A 21248-nucleotide genomic window follows, 5' to 3' on the forward strand; every position below is an offset into this window, starting at 1 on the left:
CTTTGTTTGAAAAGGTCGAAGGAGTTGTTTTACGTACACAGGATTATGGGGAAACACATAAAATTGTTACACTGTTCACGATGGAAAAAGGAAAAGTTGGCTTGGTAGCAAGGGGAGCCAAAAAACCCAAAAGTCGAATGGCTGCGATTACGCAGCCATTTATTCATGGAACATTTTTATTACAAATAGGAACAAATTTAGGTACCTTGCAACAAGGGGAAGTATTAACCCCTTTACGAAAAATAAGGGAAGATATCATCAAAACTGCTTATGCTAGTTACATAGCTGAACTTACTGACAAATTATTAGAAGAAAAACAGCCAGATGCTTTTCATTATAAACAATTGTTAAAGACATACCAATGGATTGCAGAGGATAAAGACCCTGAAGTTTTGTCGATGATATATGAATGGAAGATGTATAAAAAAGCGGGTTTTGCTCCAGTTATTCATCAATGTGTTAACTGTAGTACAAAACAAACACCATATCATTTTTCTGTTCAAGAGGGTGGTGTTTTATGTCCGAGGTGCCAATGGAAGGATAGTACTGCTATCGCTTTATCGGAACATCTTTTCAAGCTCCTTTATATTTTCTCTGAAATAGATATTGAAAGAATTGGAAGTATTTCTGTTAAAGATGAAAATAAACAATTGTTAAAACAGTTAATGGAAGATTATTATGATCGTTATGGTGGATATTATTTGAAATCTAAAAAGTTTTTGAAGCAATTAGATTTATTGCAATAGTTATTTTTTATTGACAAATGTTTAAATTTTAAGTATGATTTATAACAAATTTGACACGTTTGCATTGAAGAAGAGTAGTACTTAAGAATATTCTATTTTAAGCGAGTCCAGGGTGGTGTAAGCTGGATATAGAAAGCTTAAGGAAGGCACTTCTGAGCATAAAAAGAAAGTGGCTATTCTAAGTAAAGAATAGCAATTAGGGTGGAACCGCGGTAATCCCGTCCCTATGTTTTCCAATTGAAAACATAGGGACGGGATTTTTTATACTGTAAATTGGCCCAACACATTAGAATTGATGGAGGGAATTAAATAATGAATATTCAAGAGATGATTTTAACCTTGCAAAAACATTGGTCTGATCAAAATTGTGTTCTTATGCAAGCATATGATGTGGAAAAAGGAGCAGGAACCATGTCACCGATGACATTGTTAAGAAGCTTAGGGCCAGAACCATGGAATGTTGCGTATGTAGAACCTTCTAGAAGACCAGCTGATGGGCGTTATGGACAAAACCCTAATCGTTTGTATCAGCACCACCAGTTTCAGGTGATCATGAAGCCTTCACCTGACAATATTCAAGAACTTTATTTAGATTCATTACAAGCTTTAGGAATTGATCCATTAAAACATGATATTCGATTTGTTGAGGACAATTGGGAAAACCCTACACTAGGTGCTGCTGGGTTAGGTTGGGAAGTATGGCTTGATGGAATGGAAATTACTCAGTTCACATATTTTCAGCAAATTGGTGGTTTAGAAGCAAAGCCAGTCGCTGTTGAGTTAACTTATGGTATTGAAAGATTGGCATCCTATATTCAAGACAAAGAAAATGTGTTTGATCTGGAATGGACTGATGGAGTGACGGTAGGAGATATTTTTTACCAACCAGAATATGAGCATTCGAAATACACATTTGAGGAATCAAACACAGATATGCTCTTTGATTTATTTAGTACCTATGAGGATGAAGCCAAACAAACAATGGAGAAGGGTTTGGTTTTTCCTGCGTACGATTATGTTCTTAAATGTTCCCATACATTTAATCTTTTGGATGCCAAAGGTGTTATTTCAGTAACAGAAAGAACCGGTTACATTTCTAGGGTTCGTAATTTGGCGAGAGAGATTGCCAAGTTGTATGTTGAAGAAAGAGAACGTCTTGGATTTCCAATGTTAAAGAAGGAGGCGGCAGATAATGACAACATCTAATATTTTATTTGAAATTGGATTAGAAGAAATGCCAGCTCGATTTTTAAACGATGCACAACAGCAATTAGAGCAAAAATCAATAGAATGGTTAGAAAACCTACGTTTGCCATATGAAGAGATTCAGACTTTTGTAACACCTCGAAGATTAGCTATTCTTCTGAAAGGAGTTGCATCTAAACAACCTGATCAAGAAGAAGAAGCAAGAGGACCTGCAAAAAAAATTGCCCAAGACGAAGAAGGTAATTGGTCCAAGGCTGCAATTGGATTTACAAAAGGACAAGGAAAATCAGTAGATGATATTTATTTTAAAGAAATAAAGGGTACAGAGTATGTATTCGTTAATAAATATATTAAGGGCCAGGAGACAGAAGAATTATTACCTGGGTTTAAAGATACTTTATTAAGTCTAACTTTTCCCAAAAATATGCGATGGGGCGAATTAAATATTCGGTATGCTAGACCAATTCGATGGATTGTGGCCTTAAATGATTCAAAGATTATTCCGATGGAAATTGCTGATGTTAAATCAAGTAATTATTCATACGGACATCGGTTTTTAGGAGAAAAGATTCAGTTGTTGGATGCTTTAGATTATGAACATACATTGAAAGAACAATATGTCATCGCTAACTCAGCCGAAAGAAAGAAAAGAATATTAGAGGAATTAAAAAATATAGAGCAGGAAATGAATTGGGAAATCATGATTGATGACAGCTTACTTGATGAGGTTAGACATCTTGTTGAATATCCTACTGTATTCTATGGTTCTTTTAGTGAAGAATTTTTAACTGTTCCAGAGGAAGCTTTAATTACTTCCATGAAAGAACATCAACGGTATTTTCCAGTTCGTTCAAAAAATGGAACATTACTGCCAAACTTTGTAGCTGTGCGAAATGGTGATGATCAATTTATTGAAACAGTAGCTAAAGGTAACGAGAAAGTACTTCGTGCAAGATTGTCAGATGCAAGATTCTTTTATGAAGAAGATCAAAAGCAAACAATAAAACAGAACTTAGATAAATTAAAAAGAATGGTATTTCAAGAAAAACTTGGTACCATTGCTGACAAAGTAAATAGAGTAGTTGCTATTTCAAAAGAAATGACTGACTTGCTGCACTTAAGTCCTGAGGAAACTAAAAATGTAATACGTGCAGCTGAAATTTGTAAATTTGATCTGGTAACAAATATGGTAAATGAATTTACAGAGCTCCAAGGAATTATGGGGGAAAAGTACGCAAGACTTTTTGGTGAAAATAAGGCAGTTGCGACAGCAATTAATGAACATTATATGCCGAGGCATGCTAATGACCGTTTGCCAAATTCAACGGAGGGAGCAATTGTAAGTATTGCTGATAAATTGGATACCATTATCGGTTGTATATCTGTTGGTATATTACCAAGTGGTTCACAAGATCCATACGCTCTTCGAAGACAGGCACTCGGAATATTACAAATTATAAATGAAAAAGAATGGAAAATTAACCTGGAATCCTTGTTCGAATCAACACAATCTATTATTGATAATGACGATATTAAAACTATTAATAAGGAGGAAGTTAACCAGACTGTTCGTGAATTCTTCAAAGGAAGGGCTTCTTATATATTAAAGGAGGAAAATATTGATCAGGATATTATCGATGCTATTCTTGCCAGTGATCTAGAGAATTTTGCATTCACATTAGAAAAAGCAAAGCTACTGATGGAAATGAAACAGGATGAATCATTTAAAGATGTCCAAGAGGCTTTTGTCCGTGTGCTTAATTTAGCTTCTAAAGGTAAAGATACTGGTGTGGATCCTAATTTATTCCAAAATGAATATGAAAAGAAATTATTCGAATCCTTTAATGAGGTAGAAAGTAAGTATGGAAAAGTAATGGAACAAGGTAACGCGAGGGAAGCGGTTAATATTGTTAGTCACTTATCTACACCGATACATGAATTTTTTGATCATACGATGGTAATGGTTGAAGATGAAAAAATCAAGCATAATCGACTCTCGTTACTGAATAAAATAGCAAGTATGGTCTTTACATTTGCAGATTTAACAAAAGTACAATGGAAACAACAGTACTAAACGACTTGAAAGACAATGCTAAGCCAAATGATTTTTTCTTTTATTTTACGTTCAAGTCCGTGTTCATACATTTATTGAAAACGAGCTGTTTAAATACCTTTTTGGTCGACAACGAAGAGTGGACGTTATGGGAGGCTACATGCCGATGAAAAAACCTACTGTTTTTGTTATTTCTGATTCTGTCGGTGAAACAGCAGAATTTGTTATAAAAGCAGCATTAAGTCAATTTATTTCCGATAGTGACTATATAATGTACCGTTTTCCTTATGTTCAAGAAGAAAGAGTACTAAGGGGTGCGATTATACAAGCAAAAGAACAAGCTGGTATCATAGGTTTTACACTTGTAGATCCATCTCTCAGAAATTATTTGATCAAAGAGGCAAATTTAGCAAAGGTTGAATGTATTGATATCATGGGCCCTATGATGGCTGCTATGGAACGTTCATTTAACCAAAAACCAAGGCTAGAGCCGGGATTGGTACACAAGCTTGACGAGGATTACTTTAAACGAGTAGAAGCAATTGAGTTTGCAGTCAGATATGATGACGGTAGAGACCCTAAAGGGATTACACAAGCTGATATTGTTTTAATAGGTGTATCGCGAACATCGAAAACTCCATTATCACAATATTTGGCACATAAACGTCTGAAAGTTGCGAATGTCCCTATCGTACCTGAGGTAGAACCTCCAAAACAATTATTTTCTGTTAATCCTAACAAGTGCGTTGGGTTAAGAATTAGCTCAGAAAAGCTGAATGATGTTCGAAAAGAACGGTTAAAGGCACTAGGATTAAGAGATCAATCAAGTTATGCAAATATCGATAGAATTAATCAGGAGTTACGTCATTTTCAATCTATAATTGACCGAATAGGTTGTCCTGTTATTGATGTATCAAACAAAGCTGTCGAGGAGACAGCAAATGTTATTTTAAATAATTATCTGAAAAACTGATAAATCATACAACAAGGGTCTGATCACAGCTGTTTTTAATAAAACAAATTTTGTGGTTAGGCCTTTCATCAGTTTTTAAAAGAAAATATCAAAAAAATGTTAGCAATTTTAAAATAATTGTATTATAATTAGAATTTGTGAAAAAATGTTTCTATACATCCTAATAAAAGTTTAATTTCCTACATACTATCCATTAGTAATAAAACATTGAATTAAAAGCAGGAATATAACCTTCATTGTAGAATAAATATTATGGCACTGTTTTAGTTTTAGCTAATAAGAATAACTTTTTCGACAAAATGCTAATTCTAAAAAGGTTTATTATCCTTAATTTAGAGGTATTACTATAAAAGTAAAGTTAAAATTTTTTTATTCATCATAAAAAAATTTGTCGAAGATGAAGGGTTTTTGTTATTAATCTAGAATAAAAATAAAATATGGTGATTTTTAAATGTCTAATCAAATTCCAGAAGAGACAATTGAAGAAATACGTAATTCTAATGATATTGTGGATGTAATCGGGGAATATGTCCAGTTGAAAAAACAGGGCAGAAACTTTTTTGGGTTGTGCCCTTTTCATGGTGAAAAAACACCATCTTTTTCCGTCACACAAGAAAAACAAATCTTCCACTGTTTTGGTTGTGGAAAAGGAGGAAATGCAGTAACCTTCATCATGGAGATTGAAGGTTTTACCTTTTATCAAGCAATTCAACACTTAGCTGCTAAAAGTGGACACACATTACCAGACAACTTACACCCCAATCAAGAAGGTCATCATAATAAAGAACAAGAAAATGTTTTGAAAGCTTTCGAATGGTTAACAAAATTATACCATCATTTATTGAGACATACAAAAGAAGGTAAAGAAGGATACAACTATTTGATAAGTCGCGGGTTTAATGATGAGGTGATTGATAGGTTTCAGCTTGGATTTTCACCAAATTCAAAAGAATTCATAGCTGAATTCCTCGAGAAGAAGGGATTTCATCGTCAATTAATGGTTAAAGCAGGTGTTTTAACTGTCAATGATCAAAATCAGGCTACTGATAGATTTCGCGGTAGAGTTATCTTTCCTATTCGAAACCATTTAGGTAAAAGCATTGGGTTTGGCGGAAGGACGATTTCGGACCAGGAACCAAAGTATCTAAATAGTCCTGAATCTGATTTATTCCGAAAGGGAAGTTTACTGTACAATTTTGATTTGGCAAGAGCTTCTATTCGAAAGGAACAAGAAGCCGTTTTATTTGAAGGATATATGGACGTTATTTCAGCATATAAAGCTGGGATTCAAAATGGAATTGCAACATTGGGTACTTCTATAACTGAATCACAAGCAAAGCTTTTAAGAAGGTATGTAGATACGGTTATTATCTGTTACGATGCTGATCGTGCAGGGTTACAGGCGTCTTTTAAAGCAGCAAAATTATTAAAAAATGTTGGGTGTCATGTAAAAGTTGCATCAATGCCAGATAATTTAGATCCTGATGAATATATTCAATTATATGGGGCAGAACGATTTAAAAATGACGTTATTACTTCAAGTGATACGTACATGGCATTTATAATAAGATATTTTAGAAAAGATTATAACTTAAAATTAGAAGGAGATCGCATACAATATGTTGAAAGAGTACTTGATGAGTTGGCCTTAATAGAAAGGCCAATTGAAAGAGAGCACTTTTTAAAAGAGCTTGCTAACGAGTTTGAATTGTCTTCTAAGGTTTTAGATGAGGAAATCCGATCTCGTAGGCAAAAGATAGGCTTTAAGCAGGATAAGCAACAACAAGTTAGCCATACTAAGGTGACAAAAGATACATTTCAAACAAAAAAAATGTTGCCAGCTTTTCATAATGCAGAAAGGCAGCTACTTGCTTATATGCTTCATGATTTTTCAATAGCAGAAAAAGTAAAGGAAGAGTTAGGGGCTTCTTTTAATGTAGATGAACATAAAGTGATTGTTACTTATTTATATGCTTATTATGAAGCTGGACATGAGCCAAACGTCAGTCACTTTATTGAAAATTTACCTGATTCTTCGCTTCAGCACTTAGTCGTTCAGATAGCAATGGTACCTATCCATAGCAATATAAGTGATAAGGAAATTAATGACTACATTTGGACTATTCTTTCAGAACAAAGTCATCATGCTAAAATTAAATCTTTAAAGGCTGAGCAAAAGGAAGCTGAAAAACAAAATGATTCAGTAAAGGCTGCACAAATAGGAATGGAAATCGTAGAGATACAGAGGCAAATCAAAAAATCAAATCTGTGATGATAGAAAGTTAATTAAGCAAGACTGGAAGGAGGGGGACTCATGGCAAATAATAAGCCATCACGTTCAAAAGAAAATGATACTGAACTTACGTTAGATCAAGCAAAAGAGCAGATACTTGAACTTGGGAAAAAAAGAGGGATTCTGGCATATGAAGAAGTGGCAGAGCGTTTATCCAATTTTGAGTTAGAATCTGATCAAATGGACGAATATTATGAGTACCTTAATGAACAAGGAATAGAAGTAATTGGTGATTCAGAAGAGGATCCAAGTATGCAACAACTTTCAAAGGAAGAAGAATTTGACTTAAACGACCTTAGTGTTCCTCTAGGTATTAAAATAAATGACCCAGTAAGAATGTACTTGAAAGAAATAGGACGGGTTGATTTATTATCAGCAGCTGAAGAGATTAATTTAGCTAAGAGGATTGAAGAGGGAGAAGAAGAAGCCAAACGTCGATTAGCTGAAGCAAATTTGCGCTTGGTAGTAAGTATAGCAAAGAGATATGTTGGAAGAGGTATGTTGTTTCTTGACTTAATTCAAGAAGGAAATATGGGCTTAATAAAAGCAGTTGAAAAGTTTGATTACCGAAAGGGGTATAAGTTTAGTACCTATGCAACATGGTGGATTAGACAGGCGATTACTCGTGCGATTGCAGATCAGGCCAGAACCATTCGAATTCCTGTGCATATGGTGGAGACGATTAACAAATTAATTCGTGTTCAAAGACAATTATTGCAAGACTTGGGAAGAGAGCCGACTCCAGAAGAAATTGCTAAAGAAATGGAATTAACCCCTGATAAAGTTCGCGAAATTTTAAAGATAGCTCAGGAGCCAGTTTCTCTTGAAACACCGATTGGTGAAGAAGATGATTCACATCTTGGCGATTTTATTGAAGATCAAGAGGCAACCTCACCATCTGATCACGCTGCATATGAATTATTGAAGGAACAGCTTGAAGACGTTCTTGATACGTTAACTGATCGCGAAGAAAATGTTCTGCGATTACGATTTGGGTTAGACGATGGACGAACACGAACACTAGAAGAAGTTGGTAAAGTGTTTGGTGTAACAAGAGAAAGAATTAGACAAATCGAAGCCAAAGCTCTTCGCAAACTCCGTCATCCAAGTCGTAGTAAACGATTAAAAGATTTCCTTGAATGATGAAGTATTTGTATATTAGCTCAGTCATTGTGGGTGCAATGGCTGTGCATTTTTATTTCACTTGAAAGAAGTGAGTGATTTGACAAGAATGAATTTACTATTGGAAGCATTATAATTACTTCCATCTGGTACTGTGATTTCTTATTAGCCTTGTATTCACAAGGCGATGATAAAAGAATCATTGGCTAAAAGAAAAAGTCAAAATTATTTCTTCAGTTGATTCAAATATGTTTATTACTTTTAACATTTCTTGTCATTTATTTTACTGAATTGAACGACGTAATGCAAACTGTCTTACTTTTATTTTTTGTGATAATATCTTATGTGATTTATCTGAATTCCTACAGAAAACAAAGATATTTTCCATTTTTATCATTATTTATCATTTTATTAGTCGTTTTTTTAGTTAAATCTTAAATATTTTTTTGCTTATGGGTTGTAATTGGATGGTATAAACATTCAGGGGTTATCGGTTTAATAGTTGCTATATTAACTGCTTTTTGATTAAAAAGTATAAAAATTTTCATAATAATAATATAAAAAGTAGTAAAAAATTTAAGATGTCACACTTTTTTCCTTTCAACTGTTGTCATTTTAAAGTAAAATATAGGTAGTTTTGTTAGTAATAAAACTTAGTCGGGTATCAAGTTTTGTTTAAACAACTTAATGAGGAGATTACATAAGGAGGACATATTGATGAAAAGAAACCCAGTTATCCCTTATGCCATCATAGCAGTGTTGGGAATACTTGCAATGATCATTCTTGCTGTTGTTGGATTAGATCAGCAGGAAAAAATTGAATTAGCTCATGAAAATGGTGGAGAACAAACAGATGCTGAACCAAGAGAGCCAGAAGCAATTGCGCAAAGTTGTATTGGTTGTCATGGTACAGATTTAGCTGGTGGAGGTTCTGCGCCGTCACTGCAAGACGTTGGCAACAAATATACGCAGGAAGAAATTCTTGACATAATCAAAAATGGTATTCCAGGAACTTCCATGCCTAGTATGGTACCAACAATCAGTAACGAAGAAGCAGAAGTGCTAGCGTCTTGGTTAGCAGAAAACAATAAATGATAAAATAAAAGCTTTCTGTCATTCAGAGAGCTTTTATTTTTAATGCTTTGGAGGTCTTTTTTATGAACGAAATCATGCTTTCCGATCGATTACAGATGATCGCTTCCTTTTTGCCTGAAGAGGCTATTTTTGCGGATATTGGTTCTGATCATGCTTATTTGCCATGTTATGTTTGTTTAAATAATTTGAGTGCAAAAGCAATTGCGGGGGAAGTAAACGATGGCCCTTATCAACGTGCGAAACGTACGGTCGAATCCTTTAATCTTATGGATCGAATAGATGTCCGAAAAGGGGATGGATTATCGGTTTTACAGGAAGATGAAGTGGCTCAATTGGTTATAGCAGGTATGGGCGGAAGCCTGATTAGTCATATATTAGAGACTGGGAAAGATAAATTAGGAAGTGTTGAACGTATTATCGCACAACCTAATATGGATGCTATGGCTATAAGGAAATGGTTTCATTTAAATAATTTTGAGTTAATAAATGAAAAAATTATTGAAGAAGATGGTCACATCTATGAAATACTTATAGCCGATAAAGGAATTCCTGATATCCCATATTCAGAAGATTTTATCCAAAATGAATTTCTCTTTGGACCATTTTTATTACAAGAGAAATCAGAGCCATTTAAACAAAAATGGGTAATTGAAAAAGAAAAAAGGGAACGAGCAGTTAGTCAAATGAAAAAGGCTAAATCACCTGATTATCAAAAAATTAGTCAATTCGAATCAGAAATTCAATTGATTCAGGAGGTTTTAGATCATGGGCAAAGCCATTCCAGCCAGTAAATTAATTACTCTATTTGAATCTTGGGCACCAAAGCACCTTGCTTATGAATGGGACAATGTTGGTTTACAGGTCGGATCGTTAAATAAACCTGTGAAAAAAGTGATGGTAACACTGGACGTACTTGAAAATGTAGTAAATGAAGCGATTGAAAAAAATGTTGATTTAATTATTGCCCATCATCCCCTTTTATTTGAACCACTAAAACAAGTGGATATTAATCATCCGAAAGGTAGAATTATTGAAAAATTATTAAAACATAATATTACGGTTTATGCGGCACATACAAATTTAGATATTGTCACTGGTGGTGTAAGTGATATTTTAATGAAAAAATTAAACATAGATAAAACGGATGTTCTAATAAAATCTGAAACAGAGAAATTAATCAAGTTAATTGTATATGTTCCAGAAACACACGCAGCGAATGTTACTTCAGCACTTGGTGATGCTGGTGCTGGGCATATCGGTCAGTATAGTCATTGTTCGTTTCAGTCAAAAGGAGTAGGAGCATTTAAAGCCTTAGAAGGTACTAATCCATTTATCGGTGAAAAAGGTGAAATAGAAAAAGTAAACGAAATAAAGTTGGAAACGATTATTAAAGAGAATCAGTTGTCAAGTCTATTAGCAGTATTGAAGGATGCACATCCATATGAAGAGGTAGCTTATGATTTGATTCCGCTTTTAAATAATGGTGAAAAAATTGGTGCGGGACGAATTGGTTCCTTAAAAGAATCCATGTCGTTAGGAGACTTTTGTGAATTTGTTAAAAACAAGTTTGAAGTTCCAGCACTACGTGTTACAGGTGATCTAGAAAGTAAGATTAAAAAAGTTGCTTTATTAGGCGGAAGTGGTAAAGGATTTATTCATGTAGCTAAACGTATGGGAGCAGATGTCTATGTGACAGGGGATATGACCTTTCATGAAGCACAAGATGCATGGCAAATGGGGTTACATGTCATCGATCCGGGACACCATGTTGAAAAGTTCATGAGGGAGTCTGTTAAGTTCTTTTTAGAAGATAAAATAACGGATTTAGATGCTTCTGTCCAAGTAATCGTTTCCAAAGAAAATACAGAACCTTTTCAATTCATGTAAAGGCTGTTTTCTAACAAACAACAAGGAATACAAAAAGAGCCTGTGTAAAACAATAAAGTGGCTGTTACAACAGCCACTTTATTGTTTTATTTTTTTGCTTTTACTTTTGGTAAGATTTTATGCTGTTCAACTTTAGATCTGAGATCCCAAGTTGAATTATCTTCATTATTGTAATTTTCTATGAATTTAATAACTTCTTTTGTAATAGGAGTTGGTGTTGAAGCACCTGCAGTTACAGCTACTTTATTTACTCCCTTTAGCCATTCTAGCTTAATTTCAGACACATCAGCTATTCGATATGCTACAGTTCCTGCAAGCTCTTCTGAGACTTGTGCAAGTCGATTTGAATTATTACTTCTAGGATCTCCAACGACAAGTGTCAAGTCTGCTTCTTTTGCTTGTTCAGCAACAGCTTCTTGTCGCACTTGGGTTGCCATGCAAATTTCTTGGATCATTTCAGTTTGTGGGTATTTCTCTTTTACTTTTTGCATCACATCATAGACATCCCATTGACTCATTGTTGTTTGATTGGTAACTAAAATTTTGTCATTGTCAAGTTGTAGTTGTTTCACATCTTCTTCTGTTTGAACGAGATGAACATGATCTGGTGCTACACCAATAGCTCCTTCGGGTTCAGGATGTCCTTTTTTACCGATATACACGACTTCATAATTCTCTTTTACTTTATCTCTTATTAAATCATGGGTACGAGTTACATCAGGGCAAGTAGCATCAAGTACTGTTAATCCTTTCTCACGTGCTCGATCTTTTACTTGAGGTGATACCCCATGTGCAGTAAAAATGACCGTCCCTTCCTCAATTTCTTCAAGCAATTCAGCTCGGTTTTTGCCATCAAGAGTTATAACACCTTCGTTTTTAAATGCATCCGTTACATGTGAATTATGAACAATCATGCCTAGGATATAGATAGGACGGGGTAAATTTGTATCCTTAACTGCATTCTGTGCAATCACCATCGCATCTACTACTCCATAACAATAACCACGAGGAGCAATTTTGATTACTTCCATGTCATTTCCCCCTTTATATCATGAATATGAGATTGTTTGATTGTTTAGGCATTAGTTTCATTATAAAGGCAAAACTACAAGTTGACAAAGATAATATATAATACACTATGTGCAATTTAGCTTGTACTATCCTATAATAGAAAATGATTTACTAAAAGAAAATATTACATGTATTGGGAATATGTAGAGAATTTATAGTTTTTATATTATAAAAATCGTTAAAGGAGTATTAACATGCAGAATCACTTATTTAAACAATATGCGTTATCACCCATGATGAATGAAGTTATTGATAAATTAGGCTTTTACGATCCTACCCCTATACAGCAGAAGGTTATCCCTGCTGTATTAAGAGGTGAAAGTGTAATTGGACAATCACACACAGGATCTGGTAAAACTCATTCTTATTTATTACCTCTTTTCAATCAATTAGTGGAAGAAAAAAAAGAAGTTCAGTTTGTAGTTACAGCTCCAACAAGGGAGTTGGCTATTCAAATCTTTGATGAAGTGAAAAACATAATCAAATTTGCTGAGAAAGAGAATGTATGGTCGGCTAAATTATTTATTGGTGGTACAGATAAAAAACGGTCGATAGAAAAATTGAAAGAGCAGCCCCAAATTGTTGTTGGAACCCCAGGTAGAATTTTAGATTTAATCGAAGAAGGGGCATTGGATATTTATTCTGCAAAATCATTTGTTGTTGACGAAGCAGACCTTATGTTGGATTTGGGCTTTATTAAAGAGGTAGATCAAATGCTTGTTCGAGCTGATCAAAGGATTCAAGTATTAGTTTTTTCAGCGACAATCCCAGAACGATTACAGCCATTTTTGAAGAAATATTTAGAAAATCCATCTTATTTTAAAATGGAAGACCAACTATCACCTGAAACAATGGAGCATCGGTTAGTACCTTTAAGGCATCAGCCTACATCGGAAGTGGTCTATCGAATCTCAGAAGCCATTCAACCGTATTTAGCGATTATATTTACGAATGGGAAAGAATTAGCTAATGAGTTAGCTGAAGAATTATTAGACAAAGGTATGGAAGTTGGTATCATTCATGGAGGATTAACCCCTCGTGAAAGAAAACGTGTGCTAAAGGATATTCAAAGCCTAAGATATCAATATATTGTAGCTACTGATTTAGCCGCAAGAGGAATTGATATAAAAGGTGTTAGTCATGTTATTAATGCGCAGATGCCAAAAGAGGAAGAATTTTATATTCATCGTGTTGGTAGAACGGCTCGAGCTGGTATGGAAGGTACAGCCATTAGTCTTTATAAAGATGAGGATTTGCCCTTGATAGAAAAACTGGAAAAGAAAGGGCTATCTTTCCAAAGCTATGATGTAAAAAAAGGGGAGTGGCTGGAATCAAAATCCTGGAATGAACGAGTAAAAAGAAAGAAAAAAGAAAACGAAGTAGAAAAGGAAGCTTGGAGAAAAGTTCGAAAACCAAAAAAAGTAAAGCCTGGCTATAAGAAAAAAATGAAGTTACAGCAAGAGAAAACGAAGAAGAAAATAAATCGAAACACGAAACCTAAAAAATAAGTCGAAATGTGGTACGATTGGTTAAGAAAAAGGAGAGAGGTGTAGAAATGAAAATAGGTTCACATGTTTCGATGAGTGGAAAGAAAATGTTGTTAGGATCTAGTGAGGAAGCTGCTTCTTATGGTGCAAATACTTTTATGATATACACTGGAGCACCTCAAAATACACGAAGAAAACCAATTGAAGAATTAAACATAGAAGCAGGATTTCAACATATGAAAGATAACGACATTATAGATATCGTAGTCCATGCACCCTACATTATCAATATTGGTAACACAACTAAACCAGAAACCTTTGATTTAGGTGTGCGTTTTCTTCGAAGTGAAATTGAACGAGCAGAAGCAATTGGTGCAGAGCAAATTGTACTTCATCCTGGATCACACGTGGGTGAAGGAGCCGAAAAAGGGATAGCAAAGATTATCGAGGGATTAAATGAAGTTCTTATCCCTAATCAAAAGGTTCAAATTGCATTGGAAACAATGGCTGGTAAAGGTTCAGAAGTAGGGCGTACATTTGATGAACTTGCGACAATCATTGATGGGGTTACATTAAACGACAAATTATCCATCTGTTTAGACACTTGTCACGTTCATGATGCTGGATATGATGTCATCCATGATTTTGACGGTGTGTTAGATCAGTTTGATAAAATAATTGGTATGGATCGATTAAAGGTTATTCATGTTAATGATAGTAAAAATGAACAAGGTGCACATAAAGATAGGCACGAGAATATTGGTTTTGGTCATATTGGATTTGATGCACTTCGTTACGTAGTACATCATCCACAGCTAGATGATTTACCAAAAATATTAGAAACTCCTTATGTTGGCGAAGATAAGAAAAATAAGAAACCTCCATATAAATTTGAAATTGAAATGTTAAAAGGCGAAAGTTTTGTAACGGAATTAAAGGAGAAAATCATGAATCAATAAAAATAAGGCTAACGCTACTCTATGGTGCGTTAGCCTTATTTTTATTAATAAATAATAAATAACAGCTACACATTCTGTGAAAGAAAAATGTAGTTGTTATAAATTATTTAAACCAAGATTCTACTCCGTATTGTTTGATCAACTTTACAAACAGACGCTGAGCTTTTTGTGCTGTTTCTATGTTTGTAATCTCTGCAAGTTTTTTAAAAAATGTTATGCGGTCTTTTTCGCTTAGAGGATCTAAATCTGTTTTTCTCAAGTAACTTATAATTGCCTCTGCTTGTTTTGTAGTTAAAGAAATATTATATAAGTCACCATATTTCTTTAATTCATCTGGAGTAATACTTTTTAATTTCTTTGTCATCATACTATGGATAAAATTATTCATAAAAATCCCCTTAATCATTTTTACACATCCATAGTTTATGTGAAAATTAGAAAAATTGTTCCTTTAATTAAAATTAAATAATGTAAAGCAGTAGGTAATAGAAGACAATAAAAGCTTTGTACTAACCAAGTTTGTAAAAATAAAGGTGAATTGATTGCTTTTCTTACTAAAATTAGTTAGTATATGAGCCTGGAAAGTAACCAAACTCATCAAATACAGTCAAAAAGGGAGTGTAATTGATGAAACACCTATATAAAATTTTAATAATCGTTGTTATAGTAGTCGGAGGAATGTATGTATTGTCTATTGATAAATCATACAAGGAACAACTATCTGAATTAAAACAAGAAAATCAAGGGTTAAAACAAGAAAATAATCGCTTGAAAGCAGAAAAAAAATATTTACAGACATTACAGGTGAATGATGACGGGGAAAATGGATATTATACATGGCCAAATTTAGTTGAAAAGGCCGAGGGTTTGGTTGAAGCAAGTGAAGGTAATTTTAAGAAGTCTTGGGCATTGTATTTAATCAAGGAGTCTCAAAAGTTTGATATTGATCCTTATATTGTTTTTGAATTGCTTAAAGTAGAAACAGGTGGAACGTTTAATCCTGAACTAGTTGGTCCAGAAACAAAATATGGACATGCTTATGGAATTGCACAATTTATGAAGAACACGGCGCCATGGATTGCAGATATGGCTGGTTTGCCTTATAAAGATGAGTTATTATTTGATCCATATTATTCCATGCAATTATCTATTGTTTATTTAGATTTTTTATATCATCAATATGAAAACTGGGATGAAACATTAACGGCTTATCACCGCGGAATACAAGGGTTAAAAACGTATAAAAAAAACAATGGACATGCTAAGAGTGATTATGCAGTAACTATTCAGACGAACGCAAAAGCTCACCCTACAATAGCGATGGCTAATTAGTTTTTGGTAGAAATTATCTTAGTTAGTGATATTTACCTTGTAATAAAATCGATAAAGTCCATAAAATAGAAAGGCACCTCGAAAAGGAGGGTCTTAGCATGGACGAATCGTATCGCAAGGATAGAAACGAGGAAGTCGAAGAAGCCCCAAAATTTGGGGAAGAAGAGCCTGATGTCACCACTGGTTATCAGCAAGGAGCACAAAAGCCTATTGTGGAGGACGAAGATCTTTATTCCCTGGATGAAGCTTATAAAAGAGATGAAGAAGTAGCACAAGAGTTAACAGCAGGTGAGTTTAACCGACCTATAAAAGCCGATGAGCAAGAAACAGAAATGAAGTCAGAAGTAAGAACCGGTTTTGGTTGGTTAGCCATTATCTTAGCAGCACTTTCATTTTTTATGATGCCGGTAATATTAGGGGCTGCTGGGATAATATTTGGTTTTGTTTCTAGAAATCGAGGTGCTGACACTTTAGGTAATACAGCGATTATTGCTGGTGCAATTTCGATTATTATTACGTTGTTTATTGCACCATTTGTCTGATAAGCAGCATTTGTTATAAAAAATCCTGGGTCTAATTGAGACCCAGGATTTTTTTTGCACGTTAGGAAAGTATAAAATTTTAGCACCGAAGATTATCGATATATTTTAGGAACTAAGTATAAGCGCAACTAGATTATCACTTGCGCCTAAAGGCATGGCATTAGCCAAGTTTTCTAAGGTTGTTTTAATCGTTGAACCGTTTTATAAGCTTTTTTGTTCTTCTTCTTGTTTTTCTAAATACTCTTTTGCAATTTGATCTACTTCCTTTTTAAGTTCCTCTACCATGATTTCTTCAGGGACTTTTCGAATGATTTCCCCGTGCCTAAACAATAATCCTTCACCGCGGGCACCGGCTATGCCAATATCAGCTTCTCGAGCTTCACCAGGCCCGTTTACAGCACATCCTAAAACTGCAACCTTAATTGGTGCTTTTATGGTAGAAATGTATTCTTCTACTTCATTTGCAATTTTAATCAAGTCAATTTCAATTCTTCCACAAGTTGGACAAGAAATTAGCGTGGCAGCATTAGATGCTAGACCAAACGTTTTTAGTAATTCCCGTGCTACTTTAACTTCTTGTACTGGGTCTGCACTCAATGATATTCTCATCGTGCTGCCAATTCCTTTACTTAAAATTGCACCCATCCCAGCAGCACTTTTAATACTTCCTGCAAAAAGCGTTCCTGATTCGGTTATTCCTAAGTGAAGCGGGTAAGGAATTACTTCAGCAGCTTTTTCATACGCTTCAATAGCTAGACGAACATCCGATGCTTTTAGAGAAACAATAATATCATGGAAATCTAAATCCTCAAGAATTTTTATGTGGTGTAATGCACTTTCAACCATTCCATCGGCAGTAGGGTATCCATACTTTTCTAATATGTGTCTCTCAAGTGAACCAGCATTCACACCAATTCGAATTGGAATTCCTTTTTCCTTTGCAGCGTTAACAACAGCTTCGACACGTTCCCTTTTACCAATGTTTCCTGGATTAATTCTGATTTTATCTGCTCCACCTTCAATTGCTTTTAGAGCCAATTTATAATTGAAATGTATATCAACAACTAAAGGGATATTAATACGCTTTTTAATTTCAGGAATAGCATTTGCTGCACGTTCATCTGGACAAGCAACACGAACTACTTGGCAACCGGCCTCTTCTAAACGATGAATTTCTTCAACAGTTGCCTCAATATCATGTGTTTTAGTAGTTGTCATTGATTGAATAACTACTTCATCTCTTCCACCAATCACAACGTTCCCCACTTTAACTGGGCGTGTGTCTTTTCTGTGAGTAAAAGCCATAACATCAATCGCTCCTTTTTAATCGCGAACAAAAAATAAGTATCAAGTACCATTATCCATTATAATGGCAATAGAATAAAATGAGAAGTAACAAACTTTAATTTTCAAAGTCAGACTTATAAACAGGGAAAAAATAGGAGCTGTTCGGTTCTATTTGATGTGGGTTAACTCCAGGATTTAACTGCTCAAAGTCATGTATAATTTGTTCCATTTGGACTGATGAAATGTTTTGATTAAGAGAATCGATGATAGATAAAACGGTATCACCAGGTTTCGTGGTTTGTTGAATAACTTGATAACGATCTGTTTCCATATATACATTCTGATCTTTCTTACTGCTAGACGTTACCTCTGGATGGTTTTCCTCATTTGATTGCTCTTCCTGTTTTTCTGATGGGTCAAGTGGAACTTGATTTATTGGTTGGATAACTGTACCAACAGTTAGGTCTTTAAAAATACTAATTATAAATAATAAAGTAAGTATTGTAAGAAAAATTTTTTTCAAAGTGTTCATCGTTTATTCCTCCTTGGTCATTATATAATAATTCTACATTTTTTTAAAAATCCTTTATGAAACCAAAGAAGATAATAAAACGTATCTTATGTATATGGGAAGGAGTTGTCGGGATGAGTAGTTTATCAGCGGATTGGTTAAGCTTCATAGTAGTTGGACTTGGTACGTTATTTTTATTGGGTGAAATATTGGTTAATATGAAAGGTTTTTTTGGGTTATTAGGCTTAGGATTTATTACAGTATATTTCATGTCCTATTTAGACCCAGGAATGTTTATATTGTTGATGATTGTTTATTTTTTAGGCATTGTTTTAATTATTATTGATGGCAAATTGATAAATGATGGTACTTTAGCTACAATTGGTGTCGTTTGTATGATAATATCTGTTGGCTTAAGCTCTCCCAATTGGGTGGCTGGAACATACGCTGTTATTGGAATTATTATAGGAGGGTTGTGTTCACTGTTTTTCTTAAAGGTCTTTAAAAAAAGGGACATGTGGACAAAACTGACTTTACTTGATCGTATGACAGGAGAACAAGGGTATAATACAATGAACAAATCTTATGAAGCCCTATTAAATAAAACAGGGGTAACTGTCACTGACATGCGCCCAATTGGTACAATAAAAATTGAGGACAAAGAGTACAGTGCCATAACTAATGGCCATTGGATAAAAAGTGGTACTCCAATTAAGGTCGATCATGTGGATGGTACAAGGATACTCATATCAAAAATTTAAAAACAGTTAAAAAGTATTGCTTTTACAAAAAGTAATACTTTTTTTGTGGAAAGCTCTCTTAAAGGATTTATTTTGATATATAGTTTGGTTTTTTATGTAAGCCATCATTTTAAAAAATAAGAAATTTTTGCAATACGTTAATATTTAATAAATAATGAAAAGGGTGTAGTTCAATTTTTTGAAAATTGTAAATGAAAGGATGAGATTCCTTGGACATAAATGTACATGTACTTGTTTTAGAATTTATTGGGGGATTGGGAATCTTTCTATTAGGAATTAAATATATGGGGGAAGGCCTGCAAAAAACAGCTGGTGATAAGTTAAGGGATATATTAAATCGCTTTACTAGTAATCCCTTAATGGGTGTTTTAGCTGGAATTATTGTCACCATCCTAATTCAGAGTAGCTCAGGTACTACAGTACTTACGGTTGGATTAGTAAATGCAGGTTTTATGACACTTAGACAGTCCATTGGCGTAATTATGGGTGCAAACATAGGTACTACTGTTACGGCATTTATCATAGGGATTGATATTGGTGAATATGCACTATCGATCATGGCAGCTGGTGCATTTTTAATGTATTTTTTTAAGAATATCAAAGTATCAAATATTGGACAGGCTGTATTTGGATTTGGATCATTATTTTATGGCTTAGGGCTGATGAGCGTTGGAATGAAACCTCTACGTGATGTACAAGCTTTTCATGACTTAACAGTTAGTTTGAGTGAAAACCCAATTCTTGGTATTGTAATCGGAACTTTATTTACTTTTATTGTCCAAAGTTCAAGCGCTACTGTTGGGATTTTACAAGGCTTGTATGATCAAGGTGCAGTTGAATTGACTGCTGCATTACCTGTTCTATTTGGTGATAATATTGGTACAACAATTACTGCTGTATTAGCTTCTATTGGAGCATCAATCGCTGCAAAGAGAGCTGCGTTCACACACGTTATTTTTAACGTGATGGGAACAATAATTTGCTTAATCTTTTTAGAGTTCTTTACTAAGTTTACTGCATTTTTAGAGAATCAACTAAATTTGAACCCTGAAATGACAATAGCTTTTGCCCACGGTACTTTTAATATATCTAACACAATTATACAATTTCCATTTATTGCTGCAATAGCTTACATTGTTACTAAATTAATCCCTGGAGAAGACGTAGTTGTTAAATATAAGCCGATTCATTTAGATTCAATTTTTATCCAACAGTCACCTTCATTTGCATTAGACCAAGCAAAAAAGGAAGTAATTCGAATGGGAGAATATGCATATGAAGGCCTAAGTGAAACGAGCCTTTATTTAAATAACCACCAACAAAAACATGCTGATATGGCACTCCAAATTGAAGGTGCTTTAAATAACTTAGATCGGGAAATTACAAATTATTTGGTTGCATTATTAGGAACTCCATTTTCAGAAGCAGATAGAGCGAAACATTCTCTCCTGATTGATTCAGTTCGTGATATAGAACGAATTGGGGATCACTTTGAAAATATAATTGAATTAATTGATTATAAAATTTCAAATAGAGTAATTATTACTGAACAAGCAAAAGATGATGTAAATGAGATGCTTGATTTAACACTTATTACAGTTAAACAAGCAATAGAAGCATTAGGTAACATAGATAGAGTAGCTGCTCTTGAGGTTATACAAAAAGAAGATGAAATTGATAAAATGGAACGAGCGTACAGGAAAAAACATATCATTCGATTAAATGAAGGTGTATGTACAGGAACAGCCGGAATTGTGTTTGTCGATATTATTAGTAATCTAGAACGGATTGGAGATCACGCTGTTAATATTGCAGAAGTGGTTTTAGGAAAAAAATGATCATATTATCTAGAGGCATTCCCTTTTAGAGATCAAGACTAACAGGGGATGTTTTTTCATTTGTCATTTGGGAAAAATTATTAAA

Annotated in this window: 19 protein-coding genes and 1 other annotated feature; of the genes, 15 read left to right on the forward strand and 4 right to left on the reverse strand. The window is 34.2% G+C overall.

Features of this window, described 5'->3' with window-relative positions:
- Positions 1–2 precede the first annotated feature (2 nt).
- From recO to JOC48_RS00555, 9 genes are all read left to right on the forward strand, one after another.
- Positions 3–746, forward strand: coding sequence for a DNA repair protein RecO (gene recO / locus JOC48_RS00515; protein ID WP_204497086.1), 744 nt, complete (start codon positions 3–5; stop codon positions 744–746).
- Positions 747–801: 55 nt separating this feature from the next.
- Positions 802–975 (forward strand) — a binding site (T-box leader).
- A gap of 83 nt (positions 976–1058) precedes the next feature.
- Positions 1059–1952, forward strand: coding sequence for a glycine--tRNA ligase subunit alpha (gene glyQ, locus JOC48_RS00520; RefSeq protein ID WP_204497087.1), 894 nt, complete (start codon positions 1059–1061; stop codon positions 1950–1952).
- On the forward strand, positions 1939–4026 hold the full coding sequence (gene glyS / locus JOC48_RS00525; protein WP_204497088.1) for a glycine--tRNA ligase subunit beta: 2088 nt from the start codon (positions 1939–1941) through the stop codon (positions 4024–4026). Before glyQ ends, glyS begins: the two co-directional genes overlap by 14 nt.
- Before the next feature lie 145 nt (positions 4027–4171).
- Positions 4172–4978 (forward strand): pyruvate, water dikinase regulatory protein, encoded by an 807-nt coding sequence (locus JOC48_RS00530; protein ID WP_204497089.1) that lies wholly within the window; start codon positions 4172–4174, stop codon positions 4976–4978.
- A 451-nt stretch (positions 4979–5429) separates the two neighbouring features.
- Positions 5430–7250, forward strand: a complete 1821-nt coding sequence (gene dnaG / locus JOC48_RS00535) for a DNA primase (RefSeq protein ID WP_204497090.1) — start codon at positions 5430–5432, stop codon at positions 7248–7250.
- Between the two features lie 42 nt (positions 7251–7292).
- A complete protein-coding gene (gene rpoD, locus JOC48_RS00540; RefSeq protein WP_204497091.1) occupies positions 7293–8414 on the forward strand; it encodes an RNA polymerase sigma factor RpoD in 1122 nt (373 codons plus the stop codon).
- 696 nt (positions 8415–9110) lie between these two features.
- A complete protein-coding gene (cccA, locus tag JOC48_RS00545; RefSeq protein WP_204497092.1) occupies positions 9111–9488 on the forward strand; it encodes a cytochrome c550 in 378 nt (125 codons plus the stop codon).
- 62 nt (positions 9489–9550) lie between these two features.
- Positions 9551–10279 carry a tRNA (adenine(22)-N(1))-methyltransferase gene (locus tag JOC48_RS00550; protein WP_204497093.1) on the forward strand — a complete coding sequence of 243 codons (729 nt, stop codon included), beginning with the start codon at positions 9551–9553 and terminating at the stop codon, positions 10277–10279.
- The gene (locus JOC48_RS00555; protein WP_204497094.1) at positions 10254–11375 is read left to right on the forward strand and encodes a Nif3-like dinuclear metal center hexameric protein; all 1122 of its coding nucleotides are present in this window, start codon (positions 10254–10256) and stop codon (positions 11373–11375) included. Before JOC48_RS00550 ends, JOC48_RS00555 begins: the two co-directional genes overlap by 26 nt.
- A gap of 86 nt (positions 11376–11461) precedes the next feature.
- Here JOC48_RS00555 and JOC48_RS00560 read toward each other — a convergent pair whose 3' ends face one another.
- A complete protein-coding gene (locus JOC48_RS00560; protein ID WP_204497095.1) occupies positions 11462–12406 on the reverse strand; it encodes a 4-hydroxy-3-methylbut-2-enyl diphosphate reductase in 945 nt (314 codons plus the stop codon).
- Between the two features lie 234 nt (positions 12407–12640).
- Between JOC48_RS00560 and JOC48_RS00565 the strand changes: the two genes are divergently transcribed.
- Positions 12641–13954, forward strand: coding sequence for a DEAD/DEAH box helicase (locus JOC48_RS00565; protein WP_204497096.1), 1314 nt, complete (start codon positions 12641–12643; stop codon positions 13952–13954).
- Positions 13955–14001: 47 nt separating this feature from the next.
- A complete protein-coding gene (locus tag JOC48_RS00570) occupies positions 14002–14892 on the forward strand; it encodes a deoxyribonuclease IV (protein ID WP_204497097.1) in 891 nt (296 codons plus the stop codon).
- A gap of 103 nt (positions 14893–14995) precedes the next feature.
- Here the strand turns inward: JOC48_RS00570 and JOC48_RS00575 are convergent, their stop codons facing one another.
- Complete coding sequence (locus JOC48_RS00575) at positions 14996–15280, reverse strand: DUF2624 family protein (RefSeq protein ID WP_204497098.1); 285 nt, start codon at positions 15278–15280, stop codon at positions 14996–14998.
- 239 nt (positions 15281–15519) lie between these two features.
- On the opposite strand from JOC48_RS00575, the gene JOC48_RS00580 reads away from it, so the two are divergent.
- On the forward strand, positions 15520–16224 hold the full coding sequence (locus JOC48_RS00580) for a transglycosylase SLT domain-containing protein (protein ID WP_204497099.1): 705 nt from the start codon (positions 15520–15522) through the stop codon (positions 16222–16224).
- Between the two features lie 98 nt (positions 16225–16322).
- Positions 16323–16766 (forward strand): DUF4190 domain-containing protein, encoded by a 444-nt coding sequence (locus JOC48_RS00585; RefSeq protein ID WP_204497100.1) that lies wholly within the window; start codon positions 16323–16325, stop codon positions 16764–16766.
- A gap of 201 nt (positions 16767–16967) precedes the next feature.
- Here JOC48_RS00585 and ispG read toward each other — a convergent pair whose 3' ends face one another.
- Complete coding sequence (gene ispG / locus JOC48_RS00590) at positions 16968–18071, reverse strand: flavodoxin-dependent (E)-4-hydroxy-3-methylbut-2-enyl-diphosphate synthase (protein ID WP_204497101.1); 1104 nt, start codon at positions 18069–18071, stop codon at positions 16968–16970.
- Positions 18072–18168: 97 nt separating this feature from the next.
- Positions 18169–18585, reverse strand: coding sequence for a hypothetical protein (locus tag JOC48_RS00595; RefSeq protein WP_204497102.1), 417 nt, complete (start codon positions 18583–18585; stop codon positions 18169–18171).
- Between the two features lie 113 nt (positions 18586–18698).
- On the opposite strand from JOC48_RS00595, the gene JOC48_RS00600 reads away from it, so the two are divergent.
- On the forward strand, positions 18699–19325 hold the full coding sequence (locus JOC48_RS00600; protein ID WP_204497103.1) for an NfeD family protein: 627 nt from the start codon (positions 18699–18701) through the stop codon (positions 19323–19325).
- Between the two features lie 209 nt (positions 19326–19534).
- The gene (locus tag JOC48_RS00605) at positions 19535–21163 is read left to right on the forward strand and encodes a Na/Pi cotransporter family protein (protein WP_204497104.1); all 1629 of its coding nucleotides are present in this window, start codon (positions 19535–19537) and stop codon (positions 21161–21163) included.
- Positions 21164–21248 lie beyond the last annotated feature (85 nt).

This window comes from Aquibacillus albus (assembly GCF_016908325.1).
GTDB lineage: Bacteria > Bacillota > Bacilli > Bacillales > Amphibacillaceae > Aquibacillus_A > Aquibacillus_A albus.

Bases quoted from the DNA above. Each gene is read 5' to 3' on its own strand.
- glyS (WP_204497088.1), top strand. From the start codon at position 1,939: ATGACAACATCTAATATTTTATTTGAAATTGGATTAGAAGAAATGCCA.
- glyQ (WP_204497087.1), top strand. From the start codon at position 1,059: ATGAATATTCAAGAGATGATTTTAACCTTGCAAAAACATTGGTCTGAT.
- JOC48_RS00555 (WP_204497094.1), top strand. From the start codon at position 10,254: ATGGGCAAAGCCATTCCAGCCAGTAAATTAATTACTCTATTTGAATCT.
- JOC48_RS00580 (WP_204497099.1), top strand. From the start codon at position 15,520: ATGAAACACCTATATAAAATTTTAATAATCGTTGTTATAGTAGTCGGA.
- dnaG (WP_204497090.1), top strand. From the start codon at position 5,430: ATGTCTAATCAAATTCCAGAAGAGACAATTGAAGAAATACGTAATTCT.
- JOC48_RS00560 (WP_204497095.1), bottom strand. From the start codon at position 12,406: ATGGAAGTAATCAAAATTGCTCCTCGTGGTTATTGTTATGGAGTAGTA.
- cccA (WP_204497092.1), top strand. From the start codon at position 9,111: ATGAAAAGAAACCCAGTTATCCCTTATGCCATCATAGCAGTGTTGGGA.
- rpoD (WP_204497091.1), top strand. From the start codon at position 7,293: ATGGCAAATAATAAGCCATCACGTTCAAAAGAAAATGATACTGAACTT.
- JOC48_RS00550 (WP_204497093.1), top strand. From the start codon at position 9,551: ATGAACGAAATCATGCTTTCCGATCGATTACAGATGATCGCTTCCTTT.
- JOC48_RS00600 (WP_204497103.1), top strand. From the start codon at position 18,699: ATGAGTAGTTTATCAGCGGATTGGTTAAGCTTCATAGTAGTTGGACTT.
- JOC48_RS00565 (WP_204497096.1), top strand. From the start codon at position 12,641: ATGCAGAATCACTTATTTAAACAATATGCGTTATCACCCATGATGAAT.
- ispG (WP_204497101.1), bottom strand. From the start codon at position 18,071: ATGGCTTTTACTCACAGAAAAGACACACGCCCAGTTAAAGTGGGGAAC.
- JOC48_RS00570 (WP_204497097.1), top strand. From the start codon at position 14,002: ATGAAAATAGGTTCACATGTTTCGATGAGTGGAAAGAAAATGTTGTTA.
- JOC48_RS00530 (WP_204497089.1), top strand. From the start codon at position 4,172: ATGAAAAAACCTACTGTTTTTGTTATTTCTGATTCTGTCGGTGAAACA.
- JOC48_RS00575 (WP_204497098.1), bottom strand. From the start codon at position 15,280: ATGAATAATTTTATCCATAGTATGATGACAAAGAAATTAAAAAGTATT.
- JOC48_RS00595 (WP_204497102.1), bottom strand. From the start codon at position 18,585: ATGAACACTTTGAAAAAAATTTTTCTTACAATACTTACTTTATTATTT.
- JOC48_RS00585 (WP_204497100.1), top strand. From the start codon at position 16,323: ATGGACGAATCGTATCGCAAGGATAGAAACGAGGAAGTCGAAGAAGCC.